26 protein-coding genes are annotated in these 26,249 nt (G+C 58.2%); 15 read left to right on the top strand and 11 right to left on the bottom strand.

Going from position 1 to position 26,249, the window contains the following annotated elements:
• Positions 1–132: 132 nt before the first annotated feature.
• The 7 genes from ACR0C9_RS06110 to ACR0C9_RS06080 form a co-directional block, all read right to left on the bottom strand.
• On the bottom strand, positions 133–1,446 hold the full coding sequence (locus ACR0C9_RS06110; RefSeq protein WP_170450638.1) for a branched-chain amino acid ABC transporter permease: 1,314 nt from the start codon (positions 1,444–1,446) through the stop codon (positions 133–135).
• Positions 1,443–2,453 carry a branched-chain amino acid ABC transporter permease gene (locus ACR0C9_RS06105; RefSeq protein WP_170450640.1) on the bottom strand — a complete coding sequence of 337 codons (1,011 nt, stop codon included), beginning with the start codon at positions 2,451–2,453 and terminating at the stop codon, positions 1,443–1,445. The genes ACR0C9_RS06110 and ACR0C9_RS06105 overlap by 4 nt, the downstream gene beginning before the upstream one ends.
• A 117-nt stretch (positions 2,454–2,570) precedes the next feature.
• Positions 2,571–2,924 (bottom strand): hypothetical protein, encoded by a 354-nt coding sequence (locus tag ACR0C9_RS06100; protein ID WP_170450642.1) that lies wholly within the window; start codon positions 2,922–2,924, stop codon positions 2,571–2,573.
• Between the two features lie 259 nt (positions 2,925–3,183).
• Positions 3,184–3,528 carry a hypothetical protein gene (locus ACR0C9_RS06095; protein ID WP_170450644.1) on the bottom strand — a complete coding sequence of 115 codons (345 nt, stop codon included), beginning with the start codon at positions 3,526–3,528 and terminating at the stop codon, positions 3,184–3,186.
• 316 nt (positions 3,529–3,844) lie between these two features.
• On the bottom strand, positions 3,845–4,558 hold the full coding sequence (locus ACR0C9_RS06090) for an ABC transporter ATP-binding protein (protein ID WP_480780600.1): 714 nt from the start codon (positions 4,556–4,558) through the stop codon (positions 3,845–3,847).
• 108 nt (positions 4,559–4,666) lie between these two features.
• Positions 4,667–5,455 (bottom strand): ABC transporter ATP-binding protein, encoded by a 789-nt coding sequence (locus tag ACR0C9_RS06085; RefSeq protein ID WP_170450648.1) that lies wholly within the window; start codon positions 5,453–5,455, stop codon positions 4,667–4,669.
• A 126-nt stretch (positions 5,456–5,581) separates the two neighbouring features.
• Positions 5,582–6,763, bottom strand: coding sequence for an ABC transporter substrate-binding protein (locus tag ACR0C9_RS06080; RefSeq protein WP_480780599.1), 1,182 nt, complete (start codon positions 6,761–6,763; stop codon positions 5,582–5,584).
• Between the two features lie 161 nt (positions 6,764–6,924).
• Here ACR0C9_RS06080 and ACR0C9_RS06075 point away from each other — a divergent pair, with 161 nt between their 5' ends.
• Positions 6,925–8,019 (top strand): PQQ-dependent sugar dehydrogenase, encoded by a 1,095-nt coding sequence (locus tag ACR0C9_RS06075; RefSeq protein WP_480780598.1) that lies wholly within the window; start codon positions 6,925–6,927, stop codon positions 8,017–8,019.
• Here the strand turns inward: ACR0C9_RS06075 and ACR0C9_RS06070 are convergent, their stop codons facing one another.
• On the bottom strand, positions 8,020–9,024 hold the full coding sequence (locus ACR0C9_RS06070) for a GlxA family transcriptional regulator (protein WP_170450653.1): 1,005 nt from the start codon (positions 9,022–9,024) through the stop codon (positions 8,020–8,022).
• A gap of 168 nt (positions 9,025–9,192) precedes the next feature.
• Here ACR0C9_RS06070 and ACR0C9_RS06065 point away from each other — a divergent pair, with 168 nt between their 5' ends.
• Positions 9,193–10,563 (top strand): class II 3-deoxy-7-phosphoheptulonate synthase, encoded by a 1,371-nt coding sequence (locus tag ACR0C9_RS06065; protein ID WP_170450655.1) that lies wholly within the window; start codon positions 9,193–9,195, stop codon positions 10,561–10,563.
• A gap of 51 nt (positions 10,564–10,614) precedes the next feature.
• Here the strand turns inward: ACR0C9_RS06065 and ACR0C9_RS06060 are convergent, their stop codons facing one another.
• Positions 10,615–11,289: a PAS domain-containing protein gene (locus ACR0C9_RS06060; RefSeq protein WP_480780597.1), complete on the bottom strand. Its 675-nt coding sequence runs from the start codon at positions 11,287–11,289 to the stop codon at positions 10,615–10,617.
• 244 nt (positions 11,290–11,533) lie between these two features.
• Here ACR0C9_RS06060 and ACR0C9_RS06055 point away from each other — a divergent pair, with 244 nt between their 5' ends.
• The 12 genes from ACR0C9_RS06055 to ACR0C9_RS06000 all read left to right on the top strand — a co-directional run bounded on the left by ACR0C9_RS06055 (position 11,534) and on the right by ACR0C9_RS06000 (position 23,334).
• Positions 11,534–12,424 (top strand): YicC/YloC family endoribonuclease, encoded by an 891-nt coding sequence (locus ACR0C9_RS06055; protein WP_480780596.1) that lies wholly within the window; start codon positions 11,534–11,536, stop codon positions 12,422–12,424.
• 17 nt (positions 12,425–12,441) lie between these two features.
• Positions 12,442–13,083: a guanylate kinase gene (gmk, locus tag ACR0C9_RS06050; protein ID WP_170450661.1), complete on the top strand. Its 642-nt coding sequence runs from the start codon at positions 12,442–12,444 to the stop codon at positions 13,081–13,083.
• Positions 13,080–13,604: a gamma carbonic anhydrase family protein gene (locus tag ACR0C9_RS06045; RefSeq protein ID WP_480780595.1), complete on the top strand. Its 525-nt coding sequence runs from the start codon at positions 13,080–13,082 to the stop codon at positions 13,602–13,604. The genes gmk and ACR0C9_RS06045 overlap by 4 nt, the downstream gene beginning before the upstream one ends.
• 28 nt (positions 13,605–13,632) lie before the next feature.
• Positions 13,633–14,679, top strand: a complete 1,047-nt coding sequence (locus ACR0C9_RS06040) for an ATP-binding protein (RefSeq protein WP_170450665.1) — start codon at positions 13,633–13,635, stop codon at positions 14,677–14,679.
• 191 nt (positions 14,680–14,870) lie between these two features.
• Positions 14,871–15,911 (top strand): substrate-binding domain-containing protein, encoded by a 1,041-nt coding sequence (locus tag ACR0C9_RS06035; protein ID WP_170518623.1) that lies wholly within the window; start codon positions 14,871–14,873, stop codon positions 15,909–15,911.
• Positions 15,912–15,997: 86 nt separating this feature from the next.
• The gene (pstC, locus tag ACR0C9_RS06030) at positions 15,998–17,470 is read left to right on the top strand and encodes a phosphate ABC transporter permease subunit PstC (RefSeq protein ID WP_480780594.1); all 1,473 of its coding nucleotides are present in this window, start codon (positions 15,998–16,000) and stop codon (positions 17,468–17,470) included.
• Entirely contained in the window at positions 17,467–18,798 is a 1,332-nt protein-coding gene (gene pstA / locus ACR0C9_RS06025) for a phosphate ABC transporter permease PstA (protein ID WP_170450671.1), read from the top strand. Before pstC ends, pstA begins: the two co-directional genes overlap by 4 nt.
• A gap of 23 nt (positions 18,799–18,821) precedes the next feature.
• A complete protein-coding gene (pstB, locus tag ACR0C9_RS06020; RefSeq protein ID WP_480582213.1) occupies positions 18,822–19,610 on the top strand; it encodes a phosphate ABC transporter ATP-binding protein PstB in 789 nt (262 codons plus the stop codon).
• 25 nt (positions 19,611–19,635) lie between these two features.
• A complete protein-coding gene (gene phoU / locus ACR0C9_RS06015; RefSeq protein ID WP_170450675.1) occupies positions 19,636–20,337 on the top strand; it encodes a phosphate signaling complex protein PhoU in 702 nt (233 codons plus the stop codon).
• Positions 20,338–20,349: 12 nt separating this feature from the next.
• A complete protein-coding gene (gene phoB / locus ACR0C9_RS06010) occupies positions 20,350–21,039 on the top strand; it encodes a phosphate regulon transcriptional regulator PhoB (protein ID WP_170450676.1) in 690 nt (229 codons plus the stop codon).
• A gap of 135 nt (positions 21,040–21,174) precedes the next feature.
• Entirely contained in the window at positions 21,175–22,404 is a 1,230-nt protein-coding gene (locus ACR0C9_RS06005; RefSeq protein WP_480780593.1) for an acyl-CoA dehydrogenase, read from the top strand.
• Positions 22,405–22,566: 162 nt separating this feature from the next.
• Entirely contained in the window at positions 22,567–23,334 is a 768-nt protein-coding gene (locus ACR0C9_RS06000) for an SDR family oxidoreductase (protein ID WP_170450680.1), read from the top strand.
• On the opposite strand, the gene ACR0C9_RS05995 is transcribed toward ACR0C9_RS06000, so the two are convergent.
• Entirely contained in the window at positions 23,331–24,200 is an 870-nt protein-coding gene (locus ACR0C9_RS05995; protein ID WP_170450682.1) for an acyl-CoA thioesterase, read from the bottom strand. The two genes, ACR0C9_RS06000 and ACR0C9_RS05995, sit on opposite strands and share 4 nt — an antisense overlap.
• A gap of 49 nt (positions 24,201–24,249) precedes the next feature.
• Complete coding sequence (locus tag ACR0C9_RS05990; protein ID WP_480780592.1) at positions 24,250–25,470, bottom strand: serine hydrolase domain-containing protein; 1,221 nt, start codon at positions 25,468–25,470, stop codon at positions 24,250–24,252.
• 171 nt (positions 25,471–25,641) lie between these two features.
• Here ACR0C9_RS05990 and ACR0C9_RS05985 point away from each other — a divergent pair, with 171 nt between their 5' ends.
• Complete coding sequence (locus tag ACR0C9_RS05985) at positions 25,642–26,247, top strand: 2-hydroxychromene-2-carboxylate isomerase (RefSeq protein ID WP_170450686.1); 606 nt, start codon at positions 25,642–25,644, stop codon at positions 26,245–26,247.
• The last annotated feature ends 2 nt before the right edge of the window (positions 26,248–26,249 follow it).

Below are 26,249 nucleotides of genomic sequence, written 5' to 3'. Positions count from 1 at the left end.
GTGAGCGTCGACAGAAATGAAGACGTATCCAATGCCGGGAATGGTGGGTTGGTTTAGTCAAAAAATCTTTAAGAATCAAGAAGCCGCGCCGGTATTCGCCGACACGGCTTTGTGATTTGAGAAGATTTCAGCCTATTTCTCGGGGATCAGGCCCCTTGGACTGAATCTGAGAACAATCAAAAGCACCAGCCCCATGGTAAACAGGCGCATATGCGCGGCGCTTTCGATCAGGTGCGCTTTCAGTGCGCTGCCGTCCGGCAGGCCAGAGGTGATCAGGTTCATGATCCATAGACCCATCGGCTCGACCTGAACCCACAGGAACCAGATCAGGAACGCGCCGAGAACCGCGCCAAAGTTGTTGCCCGAGCCGCCTACGATCACCATGACCCAGACGAGGAAGGTAAAGCGCAACGGCTGGTAGGCGCTGGGGGTCAACTGCCCGTCCAGCGTGGTCATCATCGCACCAGCGATCCCGCAAATGGCCGAGCCCAGAACAAACACCTGCAAATGGCGGCGGGTGACATCCTTGCCCATCGCCTCGGCAGCCACTTCGTTGTCGCGGATCGCGCGCATCATGCGACCCCAGGGGCTGTGCAGCGCCTTTTGCGCCATCCACAGCAGCACCAGCAGAACGATCAGGAACAGCAGCGAGTATCCCAGCTTGACGGACAACGTCGAGGCAGTTACCGGGTCCAGCCCCAGCCATTCCGCACGCGCGATGAATCCGGGATCCTGTTGCAGGTCGATCTCATACCCGACCACGGGGGCGGGGCGAGGCAGGCCGTAGACGTTCTTGACGCCGCGGGCCAGCCAATCCTCGTTCTTGAGGACCGCAATGATGATCTCGGCGATACCAAGCGTGGCAATGGCCAGATAGTCGGACCGCAGACCCAAAGCCGTTTTCCCGATCAGCCAGGCCGCGCCCGCCGCCAGCAGCCCGCCCGCAGGCCAGGCCAGAAGAACCGGCAGGTTCAGGCCGCCAAGGTTGCCCGCAATCGCAGGATCGATGGCCTCGACCCCCGCAACGCTGGGGTCAAACACCGCGCGATAGATGAAAAAACCAGCCACAAGGATACCGAGGATGGACAGGTTGCGCACATTGCCCTTGGGCAGTTTCTGCGCCGCCATAACAGCCGCAACAACGGTCGCCGCACCCAACAGCAAAGCAAGCACAATGCCATACCCGCCAGAGGACCACGCCCCGGGCGTCGGCGGCGTAGATACCAGCACAACAGCCAGACCGCCCAGCGCGACAAAGCCCATGACGCCAACGTTGAACAGGCCCGCAAAGCCCCATTGCAAGTTCACCCCAATCGACATGATGGCCGAGATCAGCCCCATGTTCAGGATCAGAATCGCCGCGTTCCAGCTTTGCGTGAAACCGGTCATCAGGATCAGCCCGCCGACCACGGCAAACAGAAGCGTGTTTTTGGTTGCTTCGCTCATACCGCTTTCCCTTTGAACAGGCCCGTGGGCTTAAAAAGCAAGACGATCAGCAGGATCACAAAGCTGACGGCAAATTTGTAATCGGTGGACAGGAACTGCACCAAACCCGACGGTGCCAGCGTCTCTGGCGCGAGATAGGTCAGGACCTTTTTCCAGGCGTAAGTAATCGTCACCTCGGAAAATGCGATTATGAAGCCACCGGCAATTGCGCCCAGCGGGTTGCCCAGCCCGCCGACAATGGCCGAGGCAAAGATCGGCAGAAGAAGCTGGAAATAGACGAAGGGCTTGAAGCTCTTATCCAGCCCGTAAAGCACCCCGGCGGTTGTCGCCAGTGCCGCCACGATGATCCAGGTGATCATCACAACGCGCTCGGGGTTGATACCGGACAGAAGGGCCAGATCTTCGTTATCCGAATAGGCCCGCATCGACTTGCCCGTGCGCGTCTTGTTCAGAAACCAGAACAGCAAAGCTACCGCAACGACGGCTACAACAACGGTAATCGCTTGGGATGTGCGGATCGCCAGACCCTCACTCAGCCCGGTCATCGACTTGAAATCCCGCGCGGAAATCAGAAACCGCGCGCCGTCGGAAAACCTCTGATCGTCGGGTCCGATAACAAAGCGAACCAACCCGTTCATGATGAACATTACGCCCATCGACACGATGACAAGGATCACCGGCTTGGCCTTTTGCTCGCGATAGAACCGATAGACCAGCCGATCCGTGATCAGAACCAGAACAATACAGCCTAGGATCGCAAAGGGCAGCGCCAGCAGAGCGGTCGGCAGCGGCCCAAAGCTGACACCGGCAGCCTGCAGGCCCCAGGTTACCAGCACGGCGATCATCGCGCCAAAGGCCATCGTATCGCCATGGGCGAAGTTGGAAAACCGCAGGATGCCGTAGATCAGAGTGACGCCCAGCGCCCCCAGCGCAAGTTGGCTCCCATAGGCAATCGCAGGAACGATCACAAAATTCGCAAGCGCAACAAGCGCGTTCAGTAAATCCATCAGTTCTTCTCACTGTCCGAGTGCAGCCTTATGGCATGCCCTGCCTGCCGGGCACAATATTTTGCGCCCGTTTTTGGGCCGTAAATTACAGTTCCAGTGAGAAAATTGTACGATCCGTCAGCTTATCGGATCATCACAAGCACCATGGTCCTGGGTGGCGTGCGGACCCTTGATTGTCAGGTCATAGCTCAGGTTGTCGAAATCAACCACAAAGGTGATCACGTCCCGCTCCATCAGGTGTAGAAATGTCAACGACCCGATGCCCGATAGGATGGTCGCTTCGCCCCGGATGGCGTCGGTCACGATATAGCCCTTGTTGGTGCCACCCGAACGGGCGAGGGTCACCGAGCTGCCGTCTTTGTCCGACACGCAATTGACGACAAAATCCGCGCCGTCCAGTGGGCCTGCATTCTGGGCCGAGGCCAGCTGGGGGATCAGCAGCGAAAGGGTCAAGGCGATCATCTTCTTCATCGGTCACATTTCCAACTTTTGGGCGGTCTACGGGGCGCTGGTATTCACGCCACCTACCGCCTGGTCTTAGGTCTGATGAGATCAGGTTTGGCGTCGAATCCAAACACGGATCACATCAATAGACCTAAGCCAGAAAGTCGGTCGGGAAACGGTGTTACATCCGTTCTCACCGTCAGTTGAGTCGCGGTGAATATTCCGTGTAATGAAGAATTGTATCACATTGATATTTAACGGGTAATTTTACTCAACCGTGCCAAGATCAAACTTGCCCTTCCGTGCACGTCCCTTTGTCATTTGCCGAGTGTTCCCCATTGATCGACAAATCATAGGTCATGTCGGAAAAGTTCACGACATAGGTCAGAACCTGCGTTTCCTGCATCGACAGGAAAGTAACACTGCCAACACCTTTCAACACCTGGGCGTCAAAGGCCACAGTGTCGCCAGCGATGTCGATGGTCGAAATCGTGCCCGCGCTGCCTTCCGACGCGCTGTTGAGGACAAATTCAGTTCCGTCCAGATTTGAAACGCACGAAAAAACATGCTCCTCTGCTGCGGCACCCGACGCCACCAATGCGAACAGCGTCGCCATCATCCATTTTGTCATTTTTGTTGTTTCCTGTCGTTCTTCATTGATGTTGTGCGCACGCCAATCCGAGCAGCGCGATGTCAGGCGCAGATGGAACTGGACCATCAGCACGCACGCGATAGGAGAATATTCTGACCGGAATGTATCCTTAAGCGGGCAATCTTTGGATTGAATGGCAGCTACATCGAACCGTCGTGATGCTGATTAGATGTGTAATAACATAAGCTTACAATGCATCTTTGAAAGGCGACCTCTAACGCCGAGCATCTTCGCCGCAAAACCGCCTTATTTTGGCGCGGAATCACTCAATCCTCCGCGCGCAAGGATACCGGAGTCAGCCGCCCAGAAAACTCTTACGCACTTCCGGGTCTGCCAGCAGTTCCTTTCCGGTGCCGGAATAGGCATTGCGGCCCTGTACCAGCACATATCCCTTGTCCGCAATCTCCAGCGCCTGACGGGCGTTCTGCTCGACCATCAGGATCGGCAACCCGGTGCGCGATACCTCGATAATCCGGTCGAACAACTCATCCATCACGATGGGCGAGACACCGGCGGTGGGTTCATCCAGCATCAGCACTTTCGGTTGCGTCATCAGCGCGCGGCCCACGGCAACTTGCTGGCGTTGACCGCCGGACAGTTCGCCGGCGGCCTGGTTGCGCTTGTAGCGCAGAATAGGGAACAGATCATAGACCTGCTCCATCGTTTGGCTGATGTCATCTCGACGAATGAAAGCCCCCATCTCAAGGTTCTCTTCCACCGTCATCGAGGTAAAAATATTCTGGGTTTGCGGCACAAAGCCCATCCCCTTGTTCACCCGGTCTTGCGGGGACAATGACGTAATATCTTCTCCGTCCAGCCGAACAGAACCAGCGCGCACGTCCAGCATCCCAAACACGGCCTTCATCGCCGTGGATTTACCGGCCCCGTTCGGGCCAACGATCACCGCAATCTCGCCCTTGTCCACGGCGATGGTGCAGTCATGCAGAATATCCGGCCCCTTGCCATAACCGCCGGTCATGGTGTCCCCGATCAGAAACGGCTCAGCCATTCACAGGATCCTTCTTCATCTGGCTAAAAATATCTCGGGGGTCATGGGGGCAGAGCCCCCAATCAAACAATTCAAGCGCGCCGCAGGCGCACATCTGGATCACTCCATTCACGCGCCTGCCTCCAGTTTGTCTTTGTTTTTCAACCCGGTCCCCAGATAGGCCTCGATCACATGCTCATTGGCCTTGATCTCATCCAAGGTCCCCTCGGCCAAAACCTTGCCTTCGGCCATGCAGATGACCGGATCACAAATCTTGCCGATGAAATCCATGTCATGCTCGATGACCACAAAGGTATAGCCGCGTTCCTTATTGAGGCGTAGAATTGTGTCGGCGATAGTCATCAGCAGGGTGCGGTTCACGCCTGCACCAACCTCGTCCAGAAACACGATCTTGGCGTCAACCATCATGGTGCGTCCAAGCTCCAGCAGTTTCTTCTGCCCGCCCGATACCTGACCGGCCTTGTGGTCGGCCAGATGTTCGATGGTCAGAAACTCTAAAACCTCATCCGCCTTGGCCTTCAGCGCGCGTTCTTCATCCGCGATCCGCTTGCGTCCGAACCAGGTGTTCCACAGCGATTCCCCGGCCTGCGCGCCCGGCACCATCATCAGATTCTCGCGACAGGTCATCGAGGAAAACTCATGCGCGATCTGGAACGTGCGCAGCAAACCCTTGTGGAACAGATCATGCGGGGGCAGGCCGGTAATGTTCTCGCCATCCATGAACACGCGGCCAGACGTCGGTGGCAGAACACCCGCAATCACGTTAAACAGCGTGGTTTTTCCGGCACCGTTCGGGCCGATCAGCCCGGTGATCGAACCCTTCTGGATTTCCAGCGATGCCCCATCCACCGCGTGAAACCCGCCGAAATGCTTGTGCACGTCCTCGACGACGATCATCTTTTCCCCTAGCCGCCGTTTTCGGCGTTCTTATCCCATCCTCGAACCCGAGGTGCGGCCTTTTTTCATTGAAACAGCCCGGACACAAGGCCCGGGCTGCTTTGTTTTATGACGCTTAGCGCAGGATCAACGGAAGTTGACGGTCTTGTTCTCGCCGTCGGTCACTTCGATCTCACGATACGAGCCCGCGCTTTCGCCGGGGCCGATCAGTTCAACACCCGAAGCGCCGACATAATCGATGTCCTGACCCGCAGCGATCAGCTCCAGACCCTTGACCAGCTCACCCGGATAGATCTTCTCACCCGGCGCGTTCGCGACGTCCATCACCTTGGCACCGTAATCCGCCGGGTTGGTGGACCCTGCGGCCTGCATCGCCAGCATGAACAGCGCGGCGGCGTCATAGGATTCAGGCGAATACGGCGACGAGCCGTCAAAGCCCGCAGTTTCTGCCATGGCAAAGTATTTCTCGGCGCCTTCACCACCCGAACCGGCGATCTGCCCGAACGAGCCGTTCAGGTCGGGGCCAACATTTGCAGGCAGCGAGTCACCGATCATGCCACCAGGCAGACCGAACGTGTCAAACGCGCCGCTGTCCAGCGCCGACTGGATGATGCCCAGACCGCCCTGATCCAGATAGCCCGCAACAACCAGAATGTCGCCACCGGCCGAGGCCAGTGCGCCCACTTCGGCCGAATAATCGGCTTTGCCGTCTTCATGCGCGGCCACGATGGTCACTTCACCCCCCGACGCCTCGAACGAGGACTGGATCGCATCCGCCAGGCCCTTGCCGTAGTCGTTGTTGGTGTAGGTCAGCGCGATCGAGCTGATGCCGCGGTCATTCAGAATATCCGCCATCACCTGACCTTCACGCGCATCCGACGGTGCGGTGCGGAAGAACAGGCCGTTGTCTTCCATGGTCGACAGGCCGGGCGACGTGGCCGAAGGCGAGATCATGACCATGCCGTTCGGAATCGCCACGTTCTGCAGGATCGCGCCGGTCACGCCCGAGCAGTCACCGCCGATGATACCGGCAACGCCATCCGCGATCATGCGCTCACCGTTCGAGGTGGCCAGACCGTTGTCGATACAGCCGGTATCGGCGCGGGTCCCAACAACTGTCTTGCCGTCCAGCAGTTTGCCCGACTCGCTGACCTCGGCAATCGCCATTTCCGCGCCCGATCCCATGGCCGGTGCCAGAGATTCGATGGGGCCGGTGAAACCGAACAGAATGCCCAGCTTTACATCCTCGGCCATGGCGGTGCCCGCCAGCAGAGCGGTTGCTGCAGTTGCTGTAAGCAGCTTTTTCATAAGGTTACTCCCTGATGTCGTAGTCTAACTGGGCACGACCCTAGGCAAGCTGTCGGGAAAAGAAAAGTCTTATAGAGGTCCTGCTTTTTGACAAAGCGCACCTATCTGTTTGACGTATCGGCTTGCCCTGACGACTGAACCCCAACTGATGGAGGTCACATATGATCCGGCTTTTCGCGTTTTTCGTTCTGATCTGGTCCAGCGGCGTGGCTTATGCCCAGACATTGCAGACAGCCGACGGCCCGGTTCGGGCCACAAAGATGCTGGGCGGGCTGGATACGCCCTGGGCGCTGGGTCTTCTGCCCGACGGCAGCTATCTGGTGACCGAGCGGGATGGCGCGCTGATCCATGTGTCTGATGGCGCGGCCCGGAATGTATCGGGCGTGCCAAAAGTCGCCGCCTCGGGGCAGGGCGGTTTGCTGGATGTCACCATTCCCCGTGACTTTAACCGCAGCCGCGAGATTTTTCTGACCTTCTCCAAACCGCAATCTGGCGGCGCGGGCACCGCAATGGCCGTTGCGCGCCTTTCCGAGCGTGGGGACAAGCTGACCAATGTCAGGGTCGTGTTCGAGGCCGAACCGGGCGGCTCTGGCGGTCGCCATTTCGGCTCGCGCGTGGTCGAGGCGCAGGACGGGACCCTGTTCATTACCATCGGAGACCGGGGCGACCGGCCTTCGGCGCAGGACACCAGCACCCATATGGGGTCGGTCATTCGGATCAACCGCGATGGTTCGGTTCCTGCGGACAATCCGTTTGTCGGGCAATCCGGTGTTCGACCAGAAATCTGGTCCTATGGCCACAGAAACCCGCAAGGGGCCGGTCTGGATGCGCGCGGAACATTATGGGTGTCCGAACACGGCGCGCGCGGCGGGGATGAGGTCAATCTGGTTCAACCGGGTAAGAATTATGGCTGGCCCGTGATCTCGTACGGCACCCATTATTCCGGTCAGAAAATCGGAGAGGGGACGTCAAAACCGGGTCTGGAGCAACCGGCGCTCTTTTGGGACCCCTCAATCGCGCCATCGGGCCTGCTGGTTTATTCCGGTGACATGTTCCCGCAATGGAAAGGCGACATTTTCGTAGGTTCGCTCAAGTTCGACTACATCGCACGCCTGTCCGGCTCACCCCTGCGCGAGGTTGAACAGATCAAAGGCCCGGAAACCGAACGCGTCCGCGACATTGTTCAAGGACCGGACGGATCGATCTGGTTCATTTCTGTCGGGCAGGGCGCTGTTTACAGGCTCACACCCGGCTAATCAGATCGACAGCCGCCCACTTTGCGAGCCGCGTTCGCGATAAGGCGTGGTGTTGTAATGCGCGCGGTAGCATTTCGAAAAATGACTGGGTGAGGCAAAGCCGCAGGCCAAGGCCACGTTGATAACACTCATATCGGTCTGCATCAGCAGGTTACGCGCTTTGTGAAGGCGCAGCTCCATGTAATACCGCTTGGGAGACCGGCTCAGATACCGGCGGAACAGGCGTTCCAGCTGGCGGGTCGACATGCCGACATCTTTGGCAAGGATCGAGGGCGAAATCGGCTCTTCGGTGTTTTTCTCCATCATCAGGATGACCTGGCTCAGCTTTGGGTGCCGCACCCCGATCCGGGTCGGGGTGGACAGGCGCTGGGTGTCCTGATCGGTGCGGATCGAGGAATAGATCATCTGGTCCGCCACCGCGTTGGCCAGTTCCTCGCCGTAATCATCCGCAATAAGCTTCAGCATCAGATCGATCGAGGATGTACCGCCCGCCGTTGTCATGCGGTTGCCGTCCACGATGAACACGGATTTGGTCAATTCGACCGCGTCGAATTCTTCTGAAAAGCTGTCGGCGTTTTCCCAGTGGATCGTCGCCCGCTTGTCATCCAGTAATCCGGCCTTGGCCAGCGTATAGGCGGCGGTGCAAAGACCGCCAATCTTCAGACCCTTGCGCGCCTCGCGCCGCAGCCAGTTCAGAACCTTCTTGGTCGTCGAAGCTTGAACGTCCACCCCGCCGCACACCAGGATCAAATCGTCGCGATGTAGCTCTTCAAGGTCCGAATCGAGCTTGAATGTTGTTCCGGCGGAACACGACACCAGTTCGCCGCCTTCGCCGACCAACGACCAGCTATAGATCTCGCGCCCGGCCATTCGGTTGGCAATGCGCAGGCTGTCCAGCGCAGACGCGAACGACAAAAGCGAGAACTTGTCCAGCAAAATGAATACGAAATTGACAGGCTTATCCGACCCGCCGTCCACTGTGACAACTTGGCGTTGCTCTTGCATGGCTGTTGTTTCCCCGAATCCACGACGGCTGAACCCACGTCGCGTGTGATTTGCCAGACACCATGCTCAAAGCTTGTTTCCGGCGTCAAGAGGCGCAAATGGGATATGGTCACTCTGCAATGCATTTTGTATAGAAGCGACCTGAACACTTCAGCGGAGATCAAAGCTATGACCGAATGGCAAAAATCGAACTGGCGCAACAAGCCCCGGGTTCAGATGCCAGACTATACCGACGCGGCCGCGCTGGCCAAAGTCGAGGCTCAGCTTTCGCAGTATCCCCCGCTGGTCTTTGCGGGAGAAGCGCGGCGTCTCAAGCAACATCTGGGTGCCGCCGGTCGCGGCGAGGCCTTCCTGCTGCAAGGCGGGGATTGTGCTGAAAGCTTTGAACAATTCAGCGCGGATGCGATCCGTGACACGTTCAAGGTGATGCTGCAGATGGCGATGGTTCTGACCTATGGTGCCAAGGTTCCAGTGGTCAAGGTGGGCCGCATGGCGGGCCAGTTTGCCAAACCGCGCAGCGCACCGACCGAGGTTGTGGATGGCGTGGAACTGCCCAGCTACCGCGGCGACATCATCAATGAACTGGCGTTTACCCCTGAGGCTCGGATTCCGAATCCGGCCAAGATGCTGCAGGCCTACACGCAGGCGGCGGCGACGCTGAACCTGTTGCGCGCCTTCTCGACAGGCGGTTTCGCGGATATGAGCCGCGTTCACTCGTGGACCCTTGGCTTCACGGATGAGCAGGACGTGCAGAAATACTCCGAGATTGCCGACCGCATTCAGGACACCATCGACTTCATGGATGCAGCCGGGATCACGGCAGATACCACGCATGAATTCTCGACCGTTGAATTCTACACCAGCCACGAAGGTCTGCTGCTGGAATATGAAGAGGCGCTGACGCGTCTGGATTCCACGTCGGGAAACTGGCTGGCTGGATCGGGTCACATGATCTGGATCGGCGACCGCACCCGTCAGCCTGACGGTGCCCATGTGGAATTCTGCCGGGGCGTTCAGAACCCGATCGGTTTGAAATGTGGCCCAACCACAACTGCCGAAGACCTCAAGGTTCTGATGGCCAAGCTGAACCCCGAAAACGAAGAGGGTCGCCTGACCCTGATCGCACGCTTTGGGGCTGGTAAGGCAGGCGAGCATCTGCCGCGTCTGGTCAAGGCCGTGAAGGAAGAAGGGGCCAAGGTCACTTGGGTCTGCGACCCGATGCATGGCAACACGATCAAGTCGGCCACAGGCTATAAGACACGTCCGTTCGACTCGGTCCTGCGCGAGGTGCGCGACTTCTTCGGTGTGCATCAGGCCGAGGGCACCATTCCCGGCGGTGTGCATTTCGAGATGACCGGTCTGGATGTGACCGAATGCACCGGCGGCGTCCGTGCCGTGACGGAAGAGGATCTGTCCGATCGCTACCATACCGCCTGCGATCCGCGCCTGAACGCGTCGCAGTCGCTGGAACTGGCCTTCCTGGTGGCAGAAGAACTGACCAACCTGCGCCGGAACGGCTCGAAACGCGCCGCAGGCTGAACACGGCAGATATGAATGCGAAACGGCGGGCCAAAGGCTCGCCGTTTTTCGTTAATCGTCGCGGGACACAACCAGACGCAAATGACTTGCCGCCGGTTTGAACCCGGCCTGATCTTCGGCAAAGCCTGCGGTTTCTCTGGCCGCAGGTGCCGCCGGGCTCTGCAACTCGGAGACCGGCTTGATGCGCTGATCCGAGATCGTGAACCGGCGCGGAGTAGGGCCGATGGTGCCATCGCAAAGCATGACGCCCATGATCCGGCTGACATCGCCCAGATCGCTTTTCAACGGCAACAGGATCAAACGGGCCTGCAGACGCGCGCGACCGAACCCTCCGCTTGATACAAGCCCCATCTCGGCCGTTGCGGGGGCCGAAAACACCTGTTCCAGCGTGTCTTTGACCTTGGGCCGGGCATCGGCCTCGAAAAACGCGGTGAACGGCATGCCGCGCACTTCCATACCGGCAAGCTGGTTCAGATGCGTGCCCGCCAGCCGAAACCGGGCCAGACCGGGCGCGATGCGTTCCAGAATGAACGTGTATTGCAGAACGTTTTCCAATCCGCGCGGGTCGATCTGCGACCGCATGGGCACACCGTCTTCCGAAAGCAATGCGGTCCAATACGCCTCGGCCTGACGGATCGGCGAAAGAGAGCGTCCACTGTCAAAGCGATCCATTGCGACGATCTTTCCAAATTCTGAGCCGGAGCCAGTCCCGAAAAAGGTTTTCATTACCATCACCCTACCGTCAATTGATCGCCATTTTCCTAAAATGCAGTGCATCGGGGGCATTCGCGGCCCGACAGCTTGTGCTACGGCCAAATTGACACGGGTTAATACAATTTTGGAGGAATTCTTTAACGAATGGTTAACTTCTGCGGATGAATTGCGTGTTTAGCAAACTCTTGCTCTGGACCGGCCAATGGCATTAGGTGCGGCAGACAAGAAAAAGACGTGTGGGACAGAAAGGGCAGTCATGATCAGATCCATGACCGGGTTCGCCTCGGGGACAGGGGAGTTTGGCCCGCATAGCTGGAGTTGGGAGCTGCGCAGCGTCAATGGTAAGGGCCTGGACATGCGCATCCGCGTGCCGGACTGGCTGACCGGGCTTGAGGCTGCGTTGCGCGCCACCCTGTCCAAATCGCTGAGCCGGGGCAATGTGACCCTGTCGATGCGCCTCAGCCGTGATGAATCGCAATCTGATCTTGCCCTGAATGCAACTGCAATGGCTGCGGCGCTGGACGCTTTGCGGCAAACGCAGGAGATGGCCGAGGCCAAGGGGATCACCTTGGCCCCATCCAAGGCAACCGACTTGCTGGCCCTGAAGGGGATGATGGAGGCAGGCACCGAAGCCGATGATCCCGCGCCGCTGGTTGCGCATCTGACATCCGAGTTTGCGTCCCTGTTGGCGGCTTTCATCGACATGCGCCGGACCGAGGGGGAGGCGCTGGCCCAGATCCTGCGGGCTCAACTGGATCAGGTTGAAGCCCTGACCGCGCAGGCTGCCGATCTGGCCGAACAGCGCAAGGACAAGATGGCAGACGCGCTGCGCGACAACCTTGCGCGGGTCTTGGACAATGCGCAGGGGGCCGATCCGGATCGGGTGGCACAGGAACTGGCGCTGATCGCGGTGAAGGCCGACATCACGGAAGAGATTGACCGCCTGACCGCCCATGTGGCCGCCGCGCGTGATCTGCTTGTGCAGGACGGGGCCGTGGGGCGGAAACTGGATTTCCTGATGCAGGAGTTCAATCGCGAGACCAATACCCTATGCTCCAAGGCGCAAAGCGCGGAACTGACGTCGGTCGGGCTGGAACTCAAGGCCGTGATCGATCAGATGCGCGAGCAGGTGCAGAATGTTGAATGAAAATAGGAAGAACTGAAATGGCAGATCGCCGCGGGCTACTTATCATCCTGTCTTCGCCATCCGGCGCGGGCAAATCCACTTTGGCCCGCCGGCTAATGGCCTGGGACACCGGCCTTGAATTCTCGATCTCGGCCACAACCCGCGCCCCGCGTCCGGGCGAAGAACACGGGCGCGAGTATTACTTCCAGACCGAGGATGAGTTCAAACAGCAGGTCGCCAATGGCCAGATGCTGGAACACGCGCATGTGTTCGGTAATTTCTATGGCTCCCCCGCTGGCCCGGTGCGCGAGTCGATCGATGCAGGCAAGGACGTGCTGTTCGATGTCGATTGGCAGGGTGAAGTTCAGATCCGTAATTCGGACCTTGGAAAACACGCGTTGTCGATCTTCATCCTCCCGCCCTCGATCCCCGAACTGCGCCGCCGTCTGGAAGGCCGGGGTCAGGACAGCGAAGACGTGATCGCAAAGCGGATGCTGAAAAGCTGGGATGAGATCAGCCATTGGGGTTATTACGACTATGTTCTGGTCAACGATGATCTGGACGCGACCGAGGAAAAGCTGAAAACCATCGTCAGTGCCGAACGGATGCGCCGCATTCAACAGCCGAAACTTCAAGACCACGTCCGCACATTACAAAACGAATTCGAGGCCCTGTCATGACAATTTACGCATTGGGAGATCACGTCCCTCAGATCCACGAGGACACCTGGGTCGCGCCGGATGCCAATCTGATCGGCAAGGTCGTTCTGGAAGAAGGCGCCTCGGTCTGGTTCGGCTGCACGATCCGGGCCGATCATGAAGAGATTCGGGTGGGCGCAGGCAGCAATGTTCAGGAAAACTGTGTCATGCATATCGATGCGGGTTATCCGCTGACCATCGGGGCGAACTGCACCATTGGTCACAAGGTCATGCTGCATGGCTGCACCATCGGTGAAAACACTCTGATCGGTATGGGCGCGATTGTTCTGAACGGGGCAAAGATCGGGAAGAATTGCCTGATTGGGGCAGGGGCCCTGATTACCGAGAACAAGGAAATCCCGGACAATTCTCTGGTCATGGGATCACCGGGTAAGGTTGTGCGCCAGTTGGATGATGCCTCGGCCCAGCGGATCACGTTCAGCGCGCTGCACTATCAGCAGAACATGCGCAAATTTCGCGAAACCATGAGGCCTGTGTCCTGACAGATCGGGACAAGTACGGAATCAGCCGATGTCAGAAGACCTGCTCACGGAAATAGTGTCGGCCATTCCGATGCCCGCGCTGATGGTAGATCAGACCGAGCGCATCATTGCCGCAAATACCGATGCCCGCACGCTGCTGGGGCAAAATATGCAAGGTCGGCATTTCGCGACCATCCTGCGCCAACCGCAGGTGATCGACGCGATGGAGCAGAGCCTGCGCAGCAAAGGGCCCAGCAAAACCCGGCATCTGTCCAATGACGGCGCGCAGGACACCACGTTCGAAGTTCAGTGCCGCTATATGAACGGTGTCGGTGCCGTCTCGGGCGGGGCGGTTCTGGCCATCTTTCAGGACATTACCCATCTGGAACAGGCCAGCCAGATGCGCCGTGACTTCGTCGCAAATGTCAGTCATGAATTGCGCACGCCCCTGACCGCGCTGATGGGCTTTATTGAAACCCTGCGCGGCCCCGCGCGCGAGGACGCAGCGGCGCGGGATCGGTTTCTTCAGATCATGACGGATGAGGCGAACCGGATGAACCGGCTTGTCGGCGATCTGCTGTCGCTCAATCGTGTGGAAAGCGAAGAGAGGGTGCGCCCCAAAGAACAGCTGGAACTGACGGGGCTTTTGCAATCGACGCTGAATTCGCTGAAACCCTTGGCCGAGGATGCCAGTGTCGTCCTGAATTTGAACGCGCCGCAGGACCCGGTGTCATTGATCGGTGACAGCGACCAGTTGCGGCAAGTTTTCACGAACCTTATCGAAAACGCCATCAAATATGGCGGCAGCGGCGGCAGTGTCGAAGTGCGCATTGTCCCTTCCGAGCGTGACACAGCCATGCGCGGCCCGGCGGTCCGGGTGCAGATCGTGGACAAAGGCCCGGGCATCGATGCGGTGCACCTGCCGCGCCTGACCGAGCGATTCTATCGCGCCGACAGCCACCGCTCGCGTCAATTGGGTGGAACCGGGTTGGGGTTGGCGATTGTAAAGCACATCGTCAATCGCCACAGGGGGCGGTTACGCGTGGAAAGCGATCTGGGCAAGGGATCGGTCTTTACTGTTATTTTACCACGGTAATGACTGGGTTCGTGGTTGAACCCGCCGGTATGTAAACGGCGCATGGCAGCTTTGCGTCAGGTCACTCAGTTTTCATAACGACTGTCATAAAGCTGTTACGTACCTGTCACAAAAGGCTTACGCACCTCACTTAAACGTGCCCGCAAGATCATCATGGGGGTGATCAAGTTCTACTTTTCAGGGAGACTGAAATGTCCTTTGTAAAACTGTCGGCATCTGCGCTGGCAATCGCTGCCGTCTCGGCAACCACTGCTGCAGCTCGTGACAACGTACAGGTTGCCGGTTCGTCGACCGTTCTGCCTTATGCCTCGATCGTTGCTGAACTGTTTGGTGAAAACACCGATTTCCCGACACCTGTTGTCGAATCGGGCGGTTCTTCGGCGGGCCTGAAGCGTTTCTGTGAGGGCGTTGGCGAAAACACCATCGACGTTGCAAACGCATCGCGTGCCATCCGCGAAAAAGAAATCAAAGCCTGTGCCGAAAATGGCGTGACCGACATCATGGAAGTCCGCATCGGCTATGACGGCATCGTTTTTGCAAGCCAGCAGTCTGGCCCTGCCTTCACCGCATTCGAGCCTGCGGACATCTTCAATGCCCTGGGCGCGAAGGTTCTGAAAGACGGCGAGATCGTCGACAACCCCTACAACACCTGGGCCGAGTTCAACGGCGACTTGCCTGATGTCGAAATCGCCGGTTTCATCCCCGGCACCAAGCACGGCACCCGTGAAGTGTTCGAAGAAAAAGTTCTGCTGATCGGCTGTGAAGCAACCGGTGCAATGGAAGCCATGGTTGCAGGCGGCATGAGCGAAGATGACGCCGAAGATGCATGTCTGGACGTGCGCACCGATGGCAAGTCGGTCGACATCGACGGTGACTACACCGAAACTCTGGCCCGTATCGACACCAACCCGAACGGCATCGGCGTGTTTGGTCTGGCGTTCTACGAGAACAACACCGACAAGCTGAAAGTTGCGACCATGTCCGGTATCGCACCGTCGACCGAGACCATCTCGACCGGTGAATACCCTGTGTCGCGCCCGCTGTTCTTCTACGTGAAGAAAGCCCACATCGGCGTGATCCCCGGCCTGAAAGAATACGCTCAGTTCTTCACCGCTGACGAAATTGCTGGCCCGTCGAGCCCGCTGGCCAACTACGGTCTGGTTGCTGACCCTGAGCTGTCCAAAACTCAGGAAGCGATTGCCAACGAAGTCACCATGGGTTCGGGCAGCTAAGCCCCCTTCGATATGATTTGCGGGGGGCGGCATTCTGTGCCGCCCCCATGTTTCTTTTCTTCCCGATCAAGACCTGTGGGGGCGTTATGCCGATAATTTGGCTTTTTCTGATTGTCTTGGCGATTGCGGCAGTCGGTTATGTGTTGGGGCGGTCTCGCGCCTTGCAAAGCGCCGGGGGCGACAGTCGGGAACTGCATTCCCTTCCGTCCTTTTACGGTGCCAATGTCGCGCTGAAGGTGGTCATACCTGCCTTTGGGTTGTTGATCGTGTGGCTGCTGGCGCAGCCGTTATTCGTGAACTCTCAGATCTCGGGGATGATCCCGGATTCGGCCATTCAGGAAGGCTCGTCGCGCGGGCTGGTCATGGCCGAGGTGCGCCGTACCGCGTCGGGGCTGGATGCCGCCATCACTCAGGGTCAGTTGGATGAGGCCGTCGCCCAAAACCCAAGCGCGGATGTCGCCGACATCACGCAACTTTTGAAAGACGCCGGGCAGGTTGTGACATCGACCATCACGCAACCGGTTCTTCAAGCCGCGCAGCGCTATCGCGTGATGAATGCAAGCGGCTATCTGGTGATGACGATCGCTGTGATCCTTGTTGCATTGGCAGGCGCAGCCGTCAGCCTGGTGCAAACCAATGCCAGCTATCGCGCCCGAAATGTGGTTGAGCAGGGCGTTCGCATTTTGCTACTGGCCGCCGCGTCCATCGCCATCCTGACAACCGTCGGCATCGTTCTGTCGTTGGTCTTCAACACGTGGGAGTTCTTCCGACTATACCCCGCCTCTGATTTCTTTTTTGGCACCACCTGGGCGCCCAGCTTTTCGGGTCGGGGTGGCGCGTCGGATCTTGGCATCCTGCCGCTGCTGTGGGGCACGCTGTATATCTCGGTCGTTGCCTTGCTGGTGGCGGTGCCGATTGGCCTGTTCGCTGCGATTTACCTCAGCGAATATGCCTCGCCCGCCGTTCGTTCGATTGCCAAGCCGCTGCTCGAAGTTCTGGCTGGTATCCCGACCATCGTCTACGGCCTGTTCGCCCTGCTGACCGTTGGCCCGATGCTGCTGGGTGTCTTCGGCGATGAAGGTTTGGGCTGGATGAAAGCCGGTACGGCTGTGATGACCGCCGGTCTGGTCATGGGCATCATGCTGATCCCGTTTGTCTCATCCCTGTCCGACGACATCATCAACGCCGTGCCGCAAGCGATGCGTGACGGGTCCTATGGGTTGGGTGCCACGCAGTCCGAGACCATTCGTCAGGTGGTTCTGCCTGCCGCGTTGCCGGGGATCGTGGGGGCCATCCTGCTGGCAGCCTCGCGCGCCATTGGTGAGACCATGATCGTGGTTCTGGGGGCAGGGGCCGCAGCGCGGCTTAGCCTGAACCCTTTTGAGGCGATGACAACCGTCACCGCGAAAATCGTAAGCCAGCTGACCGGCGACGCAGATTTTGCCTCGCCCGAAGCGCTGGTTGCCTTTGCGCTTGGCATGACACTGTTCGTTGTCACGCTGGGCCTGAACGTCTTTGCCCTTTACATCGTGCGCAAGTACCGGGAGCAGTACGAATGACCGACGCAAGCATGCAAACCTCTGAGCCGCGTCGCAAATCTGTGTCGCTCACGGCGTCAGACGCACATACCCGCAAACGTGCCAATGCCGAAAAACGCTTTCGCGCCTATGGGATCGTGGCCATTGCCACCGGCCTGTTCTTTCTGCTCGTCCTGTTCGCCTCGATCCTGTCCGAAGGGATCCCGGCCTTTACCCGGACCGTTGTCAGCGTGGAATTCACACTGACCGAGCAGGAACAGGAAGAAGCCGAAAGCACCTTGTTCAAGACCAAGGCCTATTCTGACCTGTTCATCGCGGCTTTGAACAAAGAGCTGGATGAAAGCGGTCTTGAGGTCGATTTCGACGAGGCCGCGATTGAGCGTCTTCTGGGTAAAGTCGGCGGAACCATCCGGACGTTCTATGCGGACAACCCGGATCAGTTGGGCCAACCGGTTGAGTTTGATCTGGCAGCGTCCAGCCGGGTGGACGGATACTACAAGGGCCGAGTGTCGCGCGACAGCATTCAGGACAGCCGCTTCCTTCAGAAAAGCGACCTGGATCTGGTGGATGCGCTGGAAGAGGCCGGGATCATCAAGCAGGTCTTCAACTGGCCCTTCATCACCGGCGCAGACTCGGGCGTGGACAACCCCGGCGGTGCTGGTATCGGCGCCTCGGTCGTGGGTTCGTTCTTCATGATGCTGGTCGTTCTGGGCCTGTCCCTGCCGATTGGTGTGGCGGCATCGATCTATCTGGAAGAATTCGCGCCGCAGAACAAGTTTACCGATCTGATCGAGGTAAATATCTCGAACCTCGCCGCTGTTCCGTCGATTGTGTTCGGTATCCTCGGTCTGGCTGTGTTCATCCAGTTCATGCACCTGCCGCAATCGGCCCCGCTGGTCGGTGGTCTGGTGCTGACGCTGATGACATTGCCGACGATCATTATCTCGACCCGCGCGTCGCTGAAGGCGGTTCCTCCGTCGATCCGTGACGCGGCGCTTGGGGTAGGGGCCTCGAAAATGCAGGCGGTGTTCCACCACGTTCTGCCGCTGGCTGCACCCGGCATCCTGACCGGAACCATCATCGGTTTGGCGCAGGCTTTGGGGGAAACCGCCCCGCTGCTGCTGATCGGGATGGTGGGCTTTGTGGCCCGTGGCTACCCCGACGGCTTCCTTGCCGGGTTTACCGAGGCAAACTCGGCCATGCCCGCCCAGATCTACACCTGGGCCGCCCGCGCCGATGTGGGTTTCTACGAAAAGGCCTGGGGCGGGATCATCATTCTGCTGATGTTCCTGCTGACCATGAACATCATTGCAATCATCCTGCGCCGCCGCTTTGAACGCCGCTGGTAAAAAGGGGCTATACTATGAACGACATGTCGCGAGTGGAGAGACAAGTGGACACCAATGAAATCAAGCTGGAGTGCCGGGACTGCCAAGTCTACTACGGCGACACCCACGCCATCAAAGATGTGAATGTCGATATCGAAGACAAAACCGTCACCGCGTTCATCGGCCCGTCGGGCTGCGGTAAGTCCACCTTTCTGCGCTGCCTGAACCGGATGAACGACACAATCGACGTGGCGCGCGTTAAGGGTAGTTTCAAACTGGATGGCGAAGACATCTATGACAAACGCGTCGATCCGGTGCAGCTGCGCGCCAAGGTCGGCATGGTGTTCCAGAAACCGAACCCGTTTCCCAAGTCGATCTATGATAACGTAGCCTATGGTCCGCGCATCCACGGTTTGGCCAAGAACAAGGCGGAACTGGATGAGATCGTTGAGAAATCCCTGCGCCGCGGTGCGATCTGGGATGAGGTCAAAGACCGTCTCGATGCCCCGGGCACCGGCCTGTCGGGTGGTCAGCAGCAGCGCCTGTGCATCGCCCGCGCCGTAGCGACTGAGCCGGAAGTTCTGTTGATGGACGAGCCATGCTCGGCGCTGGACCCCATTGCGACCGCGCAAGTCGAGGAACTGATCGACGAACTGCGCGCGCAGTATTCGGTGGTGATCGTCACCCATTCGATGCAGCAGGCCGCGCGCGTCAGCCAGAAAACCGCGTTCTTCCATCTGGGCAATCTGGTCGAGTTCGGAGAAACCGGTCAGATCTTCACCAACCCCGTAGATCCGCGCACGGAAAGCTACATCACAGGCCGCATCGGCTGAGCACAGGTATTCAGATATGACCGATATGAGCGAACAACATATTGCATCTGCTTTCGATCGTGACCTTGAGGCCATCCAGGCGCATATCATGAAGATGGGCGGCCTGGTCGAAGCCGCCATCATGAGCGCCGCCCGCTCGCTTGAATCCCGCGACGTGGAATTGGCGCAGGAAGTGCGGCAGGGTGACAAGGCCATCGACGCGCTGGAAGAGGTGATCGATGAGGAAACCGCCCGCCTGATCGCGCTGCGCGCGCCGACAGCCAGCGACCTGCGTCTGGTTCTTTCAGTGCTGAAAGTATCCGGCAACCTCGAACGAATCGGTGACTATGCCAAGAACATCGCCAAGCGTACCACGGTTCTGGTCGATGCAGGCGAGGTCAACGGCAGTGCCGCCGCCCTGCGCCGCATGGCGCGCGAAGTCGAACGGATGCTGCGCGACGCCCTGGACGCCTATATCCAGCGCGATGCCGAACTGGCGACCGACGTCATTAACCGCGATGAAGATGTCGACCAGATGTATAACGGCCTGTTCCGCGAGTTCCTGACCTATATGGCCGAGGACCCGCGCAACATCTCGGCCTGTATGCACCTGCATTTCATCGCCAAGAATATTGAACGGATGGGCGATCACGTTACCTCGATTGCCGAGCAGGTGGTCTATCTGGTCACGGGTGAACGCCCGGCCGAAGCGCGGCCCAAGGCCGACACCACGTCGCAAACCGTCTAGGAGACGCAGAAGATGTCCGCAGATCAGCCAACTGTCCTGGTTGTCGAGGATGAACTCGCCCAGCGTGAAGTGCTGGCATATAACCTCGAGGCCGAAGGGTTTCGGGTTTCCAAAGCCGCCAGCGGTGACGAAGCATTGCTTCTGGTGGATGAAGACAGCCCCGACATCATCGTTCTGGACTGGATGATGCCCAATCTCAGCGGGATCGAGGTTTGTCGGCGGTTGAAAACCCGGCCTGATACCCGCTCGATCCCGATCATCATGCTGTCGGCGCGCTCGGAAGAGGTCGACAAGGTGCGCGGCCTTGAAACGGGCGCAGACGACTATGTTGTCAAACCTTATTCGGTTGTCGAACTGATGGCCCGCGTGCGCACCCAATTGCGGCGCGTGCGTCCGGCGACCGTGGGCATCCTGTTGGAGTTCGACGACATTGTTCTTGATTCCGAGACGCATAAGGTCAGCCGCGACAGCAAGCCGCTGAAACTGGGCCCGACCGAGTTCAGGCTGCTGAGTACCTTCATGGAAAAACCGGGACGCGTCTGGAGCCGCGAGCAACTGCTGGATCGGGTCTGGGGCCGCGACATCTATGTCGATACGCGGACCGTCGATGTTCATATCGGTCGGCTGCGCAAGGCATTGACCCAACATGGCGGTGAAGACCCTGTGCGCACTGTGCGCGGCGCCGGTTACGCTTTGGGATAACACATCAAGGGCAGGGACCTCGGACACCGGTTTCCTGCCCATGACAATTGCTTGTGGACACGTGCCAAACTCTTGCTGTTTTTTGCGGCAGACCCACGTTAGGGTGCAGCAAATCTGATCAAGCGGAGAAGCACAATGAACGCGCCTCAAACGAAACCGACCTTGCGTGCAAAAGATGCGCCGGATCTGGGTAAATTTTCGTGGGAAGACCCGTTTCGCCTGTCTGACCAACTGCAAGAAGACGAACGGATGATCACCGACAGCGCCCGGGCCTATGCTCAGGAAAAGCTGCTGCCGCGCGTGACTGCCGCTTTCCAGACCGAAGAAACCGATCCTGAGATCTTCCGTGAGATGGGTGAGATGGGCCTGCTGGGCACCACGATCCCGGAGGAATACGGCGGTTTGGGCGGCAACTACGTGTCCTACGGCCTTGTCGCGCGCGAGATTGAGCGTGTGGATTCCGGCTATCGCTCGATGATGTCAGTGCAAAGCTCGCTGGTCATGTATCCGATCTATGCCTACGGCAGCGAAGAACAGCGTCAAAAATACCTGCCGAAACTGGCTTTTGGCGAATGGATCGGTTGTTTTGGCCTGACCGAAGCGGACGCAGGCTCGGATCCCGCAGGCATGAAAACGCGGGCCGAGAAAATCGATGGTGGTTATCGGTTGACCGGCAGCAAAATGTGGATCTCAAACGCTCCGATTGCGGATGTATTCGTGGTCTGGGCCAAGTCCGATGCCCATGACGGCAAAATTCGCGGGTTTGTTCTGGACAAAGGGTTGAAAGGCCTGAGCGCGCCGAAGATTCAAAACAAACTAAGCCTGCGCGCGTCGATCACCGGTGAAATCGTTCTGGACGGCGTTGAAGTGGGCGAGGGCGCGTTATTGCCGCATGTTCAGGGCCTGAAAGGTCCGTTCGGCTGTCTGAACCGCGCCCGCTATGGCATCAGCTGGGGCGTCATGGGGGCTGCGGAACACTGCTGGCACGCAGCGCGTCAATATGGGCTGGACCGTAAGCAGTTCGACAAGCCGCTTGCACAGACCCAACTGTTCCAGCGCAAACTGGCGGATATGCAGACCGAGATCGCCTTGGGCCTGCAGGCCAGCTTGCGTGTCGGTCGTTTGTTGGACCAGGCCGAGGCCGCGCCCGAGATGGTGTCGATTGTGAAACGCAACAACTGCGGCAAGGCGCTGGACATTGCACGCATGGCCCGTGACATGCACGGCGGCAACGGCATCTCGCTGGAGTTCCACGTGATCCGCCATATGGTCAATCTGGAGACCGTGAATACATACGAAGGCACGCATGATGTGCATGCGCTGATACTGGGGCGTGCTCAGACGGGGTTGCAGGCGTTTTATTAAGTCTTGCACCAATCCCAAATCTGCCGCCAACCGTGCGATTGGCGGCAGTGGGAGCAGTGTTTAGATAATCGTATAATCAGTATTATGTAAAGTTAGGTGATTTGAAAACACTGCAAAACCTTACGCTTAGCGCACATAACTGAACCACATCGGAAACGCCCCATGGATCTAAATGGAAAAACAGTTGTTGTAACCGGCGCCGCTGGCGGCATTGGCAAAGGTCTGGCTCAGCGGTTTGCGCAGGACGGTGCAACGGTCGTGTGTTCGGACATTGATCTTGCAGCCGCACAAGCCGTTGCCGCTGGTATCGGCGGCCATGCCTATCCCTGTGATGTGTCCAGCGAAGCGCAGATCAAAGCTTTGATCGATCATGTTGAAAGCGAGATCGCGCCGATAGATCTGTTCTGTGCAAATGCTGGCATCCTGACGCTTGGCGGCCCGGATGTTCCGGATGACGACTGGAACAGGATCTGGACCATCAACGTTATGTCTCATGTCTGGATGGCGCGTCATCTGGTGCCGCGCATGATCGAACGTGGCAAAGGCTATGTGCTGATCACGGCCTCAGCAGCCGGACTTTTGAACCAACCGGGCGCAGCGCCGTATGGGGTCACGAAACACGCAGCCGTCGGATTTGCCGAATGGTTGTCCTTGACCTATGGCCATAAAGGCCTGGGCGTATCGGTCCTGTGCCCTCAGGCCGTGCGGTCCGAGATGACGCGCGGGCACGAGGCTTCGGTCGCCGCCATAGACGGAATGCTGGAACCCGAAGACGTCGCAAACGCCTGTGTCGAGGCCATTCGCGCCGAACAGTTTCTTGTTCTGCCACACCCTCAGGTTCTGGATTACATCCGCCTCAAATCCGCCGACTATGATCGTTGGCTGATCGGAATGCGGAAGTTAAATCAACAGTTTGTGGAAGATAACTAAACCCTCGACTGTGGCTTGCGCATCAAACCTTCCTGCGCGACCGACGCAACCAAAACTCCGTCCTGCGAATAGATCGAGCCGCGATTGAACGAACGTCCCTGCCCTGACCACGGTGAATCCATCGCGTAAAGATGCCAGTTCTCGAAACGCACCGGCGCATGAAACCACATTGTATGATCAAGGCTTGCGCCGTTCACCTGTCCGGTGAACCAGCTTAGCCCATGCGGGCGCATTCCCGAACTCAGCAGACCCATATCCGAGGCATATGCCAGCAACAGGTGCTGTGTTCGGGCATCAGCGGTTGCGGCGGCCCCCATGCGGAACCAGATCTGGTTGCGGTCATCTGCCACCGCCGGATTGAACGGGTCCAGATGCCCAACCTCTCGCACCTCGATAGGACGTTCGCGCATCAGTTCCTTGCGAAGCCTCTCGGGAACGCGGTCCAGGTATTTGCCCCGAAGCTCGGCACGGGACGGATAGGTTTCTGGCCCGTTCAGAGCGGGCATCGCATGCTGATGTTCCCATCCTTCATCCTGAACATGAAACGAAGCCGACATGTTCAAAATTTGCCGCCCATGCTGAACCGCAACAACCCGACGAGTTGTAAAAGAGCCTCCATCCCGCGCTCTATCCACTTGATAAATAACAGGGATCGACGGATCGCCGGGACGAATGAAATAGGCGTGCAAAGAGTGGCAAAGCCGATCCTCAACCGTTCGATAGGCTGCGGCCAGGGCCTGGGCGATCACCTGCCCGCCAAAGATGCGGGTCGGGGTTTCGCCGCCAGACCCGGTGCCCCGGAACAGATCAACCTCAAGCCGTTCAATATCCAGAAGGTCAAGAAGAATACGTTCGGCTTCGGTCATGGTCCTGTCTCCGGAAGTGATCGTGCTTTGGGTATCAGCCGGTATCGGATCATTCAATCATGGCGGCCAGAACCAGCGCCTTTAACTCGGCCCGGGACGGGTAGGAACTGGATGGCGACAATTGCGTAAAAAACACGGCTGTAAGATCGTTTTGCAGGTCGAGCCAGAAATAGGTCGAGGCCATGCCGCCCCAGCTGAAATCCCCGACCGATCCCGGCACACGCACCCTGCCCGGATTCAGGACGACCGATCCGCCCAGACCAAAACCCATCCCCTCCATCGGTTGTTCGGCAAAACTGCTGGGACCCATCGAGGCAATATCGCCCGGTAAGTGGTTGCAAAGCATGAAGTCTACGGTCTTCGGCCCCAGCAGACGGTGAACGTTAAAAGCCCCCCGATTGCGCAGCATTTCGACAAACCGCGCATAATCGTCGATGGTGCCGATCAACCCGCCACCGCCGGAAAATGTGGTCGTGCGTTCAAAGGGCGATGATCCGGCCTCATCCACAAGGCGCAGAGTTTCCGTGCCCCGCTCGGCAGAGTTCAGCGCCATGGCATCGCCGGACAAGGGCGAGTAGAGCGAGGCAAACCGGTCCCCTGCCCCTTGAGGCACCGAAAAGCCGGTTTCGGTCATCTGAAGTGGTGCGAATATCTCTTGCGCGAAATACTGATCCAGCGGCAGGCCGGACACGATTTCGATCACGCGGCCCAACACATCCGTGCTGACCGAGTATTCCCACCGCGTACCGGGCTGAAACGCCAGCGAAAACGCGGCCAGATCACGGATACGATCTGCCAAAACCCCTTGGTTAGGCTTGAATAACAGATCCTGTTCATCCATCGCTTCGGGCAAAAGGCCTGGATTGAACGGATAGCTGAACCCGCTTGTATGCGTCAGCAACTGATGAAGCGTTGGCGTCGGCGCATCCTCGGTTTGATCCAGCCGTTCGGCACCGGGAACAAGCGCCTGCATCCCCCTGAATTCCGGTAGAAAATCGGACAGAGGCGCATCCAGGTGGAACAGCCCCTTCTCGGCCAACATCATCAGCCCGACCGACGTGATCGGTTTGGTCATCGAGTAAATCCGGGTCAGCGTGTCCCGCTGAAACGGCAGATCCTTTTCAACACTGCGCTGGCCGCAGGCGTGAAAGAACACCTCGGTACCTTGATGTGTCAGCAAAAACGCGCTGCCCGCGTATTTTCGCTGCGTGACATACCGATCCATCCAGGTGCGGATGCGGTTCAGGCGGTTTGGGTCGAAGGATGTCATGATTAACCTGTCTGAATGCTGCCTGATTTCACCCTATGCCAGCACGGCAAAGTTTGTCCCTTGCAATGTGCAGGCCATAAGCGATTACTTTCTATGAAAGGCTGCCCCCGTCGCAGATTCGTTGCGTGCCTGTTCTAAAGATCTGCCGACACCTTCTTTTGGAGTACCGACATGGCGCAAACCATAGATTTCGTTTACGATTTTTGCAGCCCGAATGCGTTTCTCGCGTATAAAATGCTGCCGAAAATCGCCAAGGGGCACAAGGCCACGGTCGTGCCGGTCCCGGTGATGTTGCCGGTTATCTTCAAATCCACGCATAACCAAAGCCCGTTCGAGGCTTTTTCAGAGAACCGTCAGAAATCATCCTATCTGACCCATGACCTGCATCGCTTTGCCCGCCGTCGCGGCGTAAGCTTTCACATGAGCCCGCATTTTCCGGTGAACACCAAATTCGCCATGCGCGGCGCGTATTTTGCATCCGGAAAGCCATGGGAAAACAAATATATAGACGCAGTATTTGATGCGATTTGGGTGCATGGTCAAAAGGTCGATGAGCTGAATGTACTATCAGAGATCCTGCGCGAGGCCGAACTGCCCGTCCGCAAAATCCGCGAGGCCATCGCCGCGCCCGAGACCAAGCAATTGCTGAAAGAGCAGACCAAGGACATCGTCAGGCGGGGCGCCTTTGGTGTTCCCAGTATGTTCGTTGGGTCCGAGATGTTTTTTGGCAAGAACAGCCTTGCCAATCTCGATCTTGAACTTTCTCTGAAAAATTAGAT

This window comes from Ruegeria sp. C12, from assembly GCF_056537745.1.
This window is presented reverse-complemented; position numbering and strand designations above follow the sequence as displayed.

Coding starts and splice junctions, on each gene's coding strand:
- ACR0C9_RS06110 (WP_170450638.1), bottom strand. CDS start 1,446: ATGAGCGAAGCAACCAAAAACACGCTTCTGTTTGCCGTGGTCGGCGGG.
- ACR0C9_RS06105 (WP_170450640.1), bottom strand. CDS start 2,453: ATGGATTTACTGAACGCGCTTGTTGCGCTTGCGAATTTTGTGATCGTT.
- ACR0C9_RS06100 (WP_170450642.1), bottom strand. CDS start 2,924: ATGAAGAAGATGATCGCCTTGACCCTTTCGCTGCTGATCCCCCAGCTG.
- ACR0C9_RS06095 (WP_170450644.1), bottom strand. CDS start 3,528: ATGACAAAATGGATGATGGCGACGCTGTTCGCATTGGTGGCGTCGGGT.
- ACR0C9_RS06090 (WP_480780600.1), bottom strand. CDS start 4,558: ATGGCTGAGCCGTTTCTGATCGGGGACACCATGACCGGCGGTTATGGC.
- ACR0C9_RS06085 (WP_170450648.1), bottom strand. CDS start 5,455: ATGATCGTCGTCGAGGACGTGCACAAGCATTTCGGCGGGTTTCACGCG.
- ACR0C9_RS06080 (WP_480780599.1), bottom strand. CDS start 6,763: ATGAAAAAGCTGCTTACAGCAACTGCAGCAACCGCTCTGCTGGCGGGC.
- ACR0C9_RS06075 (WP_480780598.1), top strand. CDS start 6,925: ATGATCCGGCTTTTCGCGTTTTTCGTTCTGATCTGGTCCAGCGGCGTG.
- ACR0C9_RS06070 (WP_170450653.1), bottom strand. CDS start 9,024: ATGCAAGAGCAACGCCAAGTTGTCACAGTGGACGGCGGGTCGGATAAG.
- ACR0C9_RS06065 (WP_170450655.1), top strand. CDS start 9,193: ATGACCGAATGGCAAAAATCGAACTGGCGCAACAAGCCCCGGGTTCAG.
- ACR0C9_RS06060 (WP_480780597.1), bottom strand. CDS start 11,289: ATGAAAACCTTTTTCGGGACTGGCTCCGGCTCAGAATTTGGAAAGATC.
- ACR0C9_RS06055 (WP_480780596.1), top strand. CDS start 11,534: ATGATCAGATCCATGACCGGGTTCGCCTCGGGGACAGGGGAGTTTGGC.
- gmk (WP_170450661.1), top strand. CDS start 12,442: ATGGCAGATCGCCGCGGGCTACTTATCATCCTGTCTTCGCCATCCGGC.
- ACR0C9_RS06045 (WP_480780595.1), top strand. CDS start 13,080: ATGACAATTTACGCATTGGGAGATCACGTCCCTCAGATCCACGAGGAC.
- ACR0C9_RS06040 (WP_170450665.1), top strand. CDS start 13,633: ATGTCAGAAGACCTGCTCACGGAAATAGTGTCGGCCATTCCGATGCCC.
- ACR0C9_RS06035 (WP_170518623.1), top strand. CDS start 14,871: ATGTCCTTTGTAAAACTGTCGGCATCTGCGCTGGCAATCGCTGCCGTC.
- pstC (WP_480780594.1), top strand. CDS start 15,998: ATGCCGATAATTTGGCTTTTTCTGATTGTCTTGGCGATTGCGGCAGTC.
- pstA (WP_170450671.1), top strand. CDS start 17,467: ATGACCGACGCAAGCATGCAAACCTCTGAGCCGCGTCGCAAATCTGTG.
- pstB (WP_480582213.1), top strand. CDS start 18,822: ATGTCGCGAGTGGAGAGACAAGTGGACACCAATGAAATCAAGCTGGAG.
- phoU (WP_170450675.1), top strand. CDS start 19,636: ATGAGCGAACAACATATTGCATCTGCTTTCGATCGTGACCTTGAGGCC.
- phoB (WP_170450676.1), top strand. CDS start 20,350: ATGTCCGCAGATCAGCCAACTGTCCTGGTTGTCGAGGATGAACTCGCC.
- ACR0C9_RS06005 (WP_480780593.1), top strand. CDS start 21,175: ATGAACGCGCCTCAAACGAAACCGACCTTGCGTGCAAAAGATGCGCCG.
- ACR0C9_RS06000 (WP_170450680.1), top strand. CDS start 22,567: ATGGATCTAAATGGAAAAACAGTTGTTGTAACCGGCGCCGCTGGCGGC.
- ACR0C9_RS05995 (WP_170450682.1), bottom strand. CDS start 24,200: ATGACCGAAGCCGAACGTATTCTTCTTGACCTTCTGGATATTGAACGG.
- ACR0C9_RS05990 (WP_480780592.1), bottom strand. CDS start 25,470: ATGACATCCTTCGACCCAAACCGCCTGAACCGCATCCGCACCTGGATG.
- ACR0C9_RS05985 (WP_170450686.1), top strand. CDS start 25,642: ATGGCGCAAACCATAGATTTCGTTTACGATTTTTGCAGCCCGAATGCG.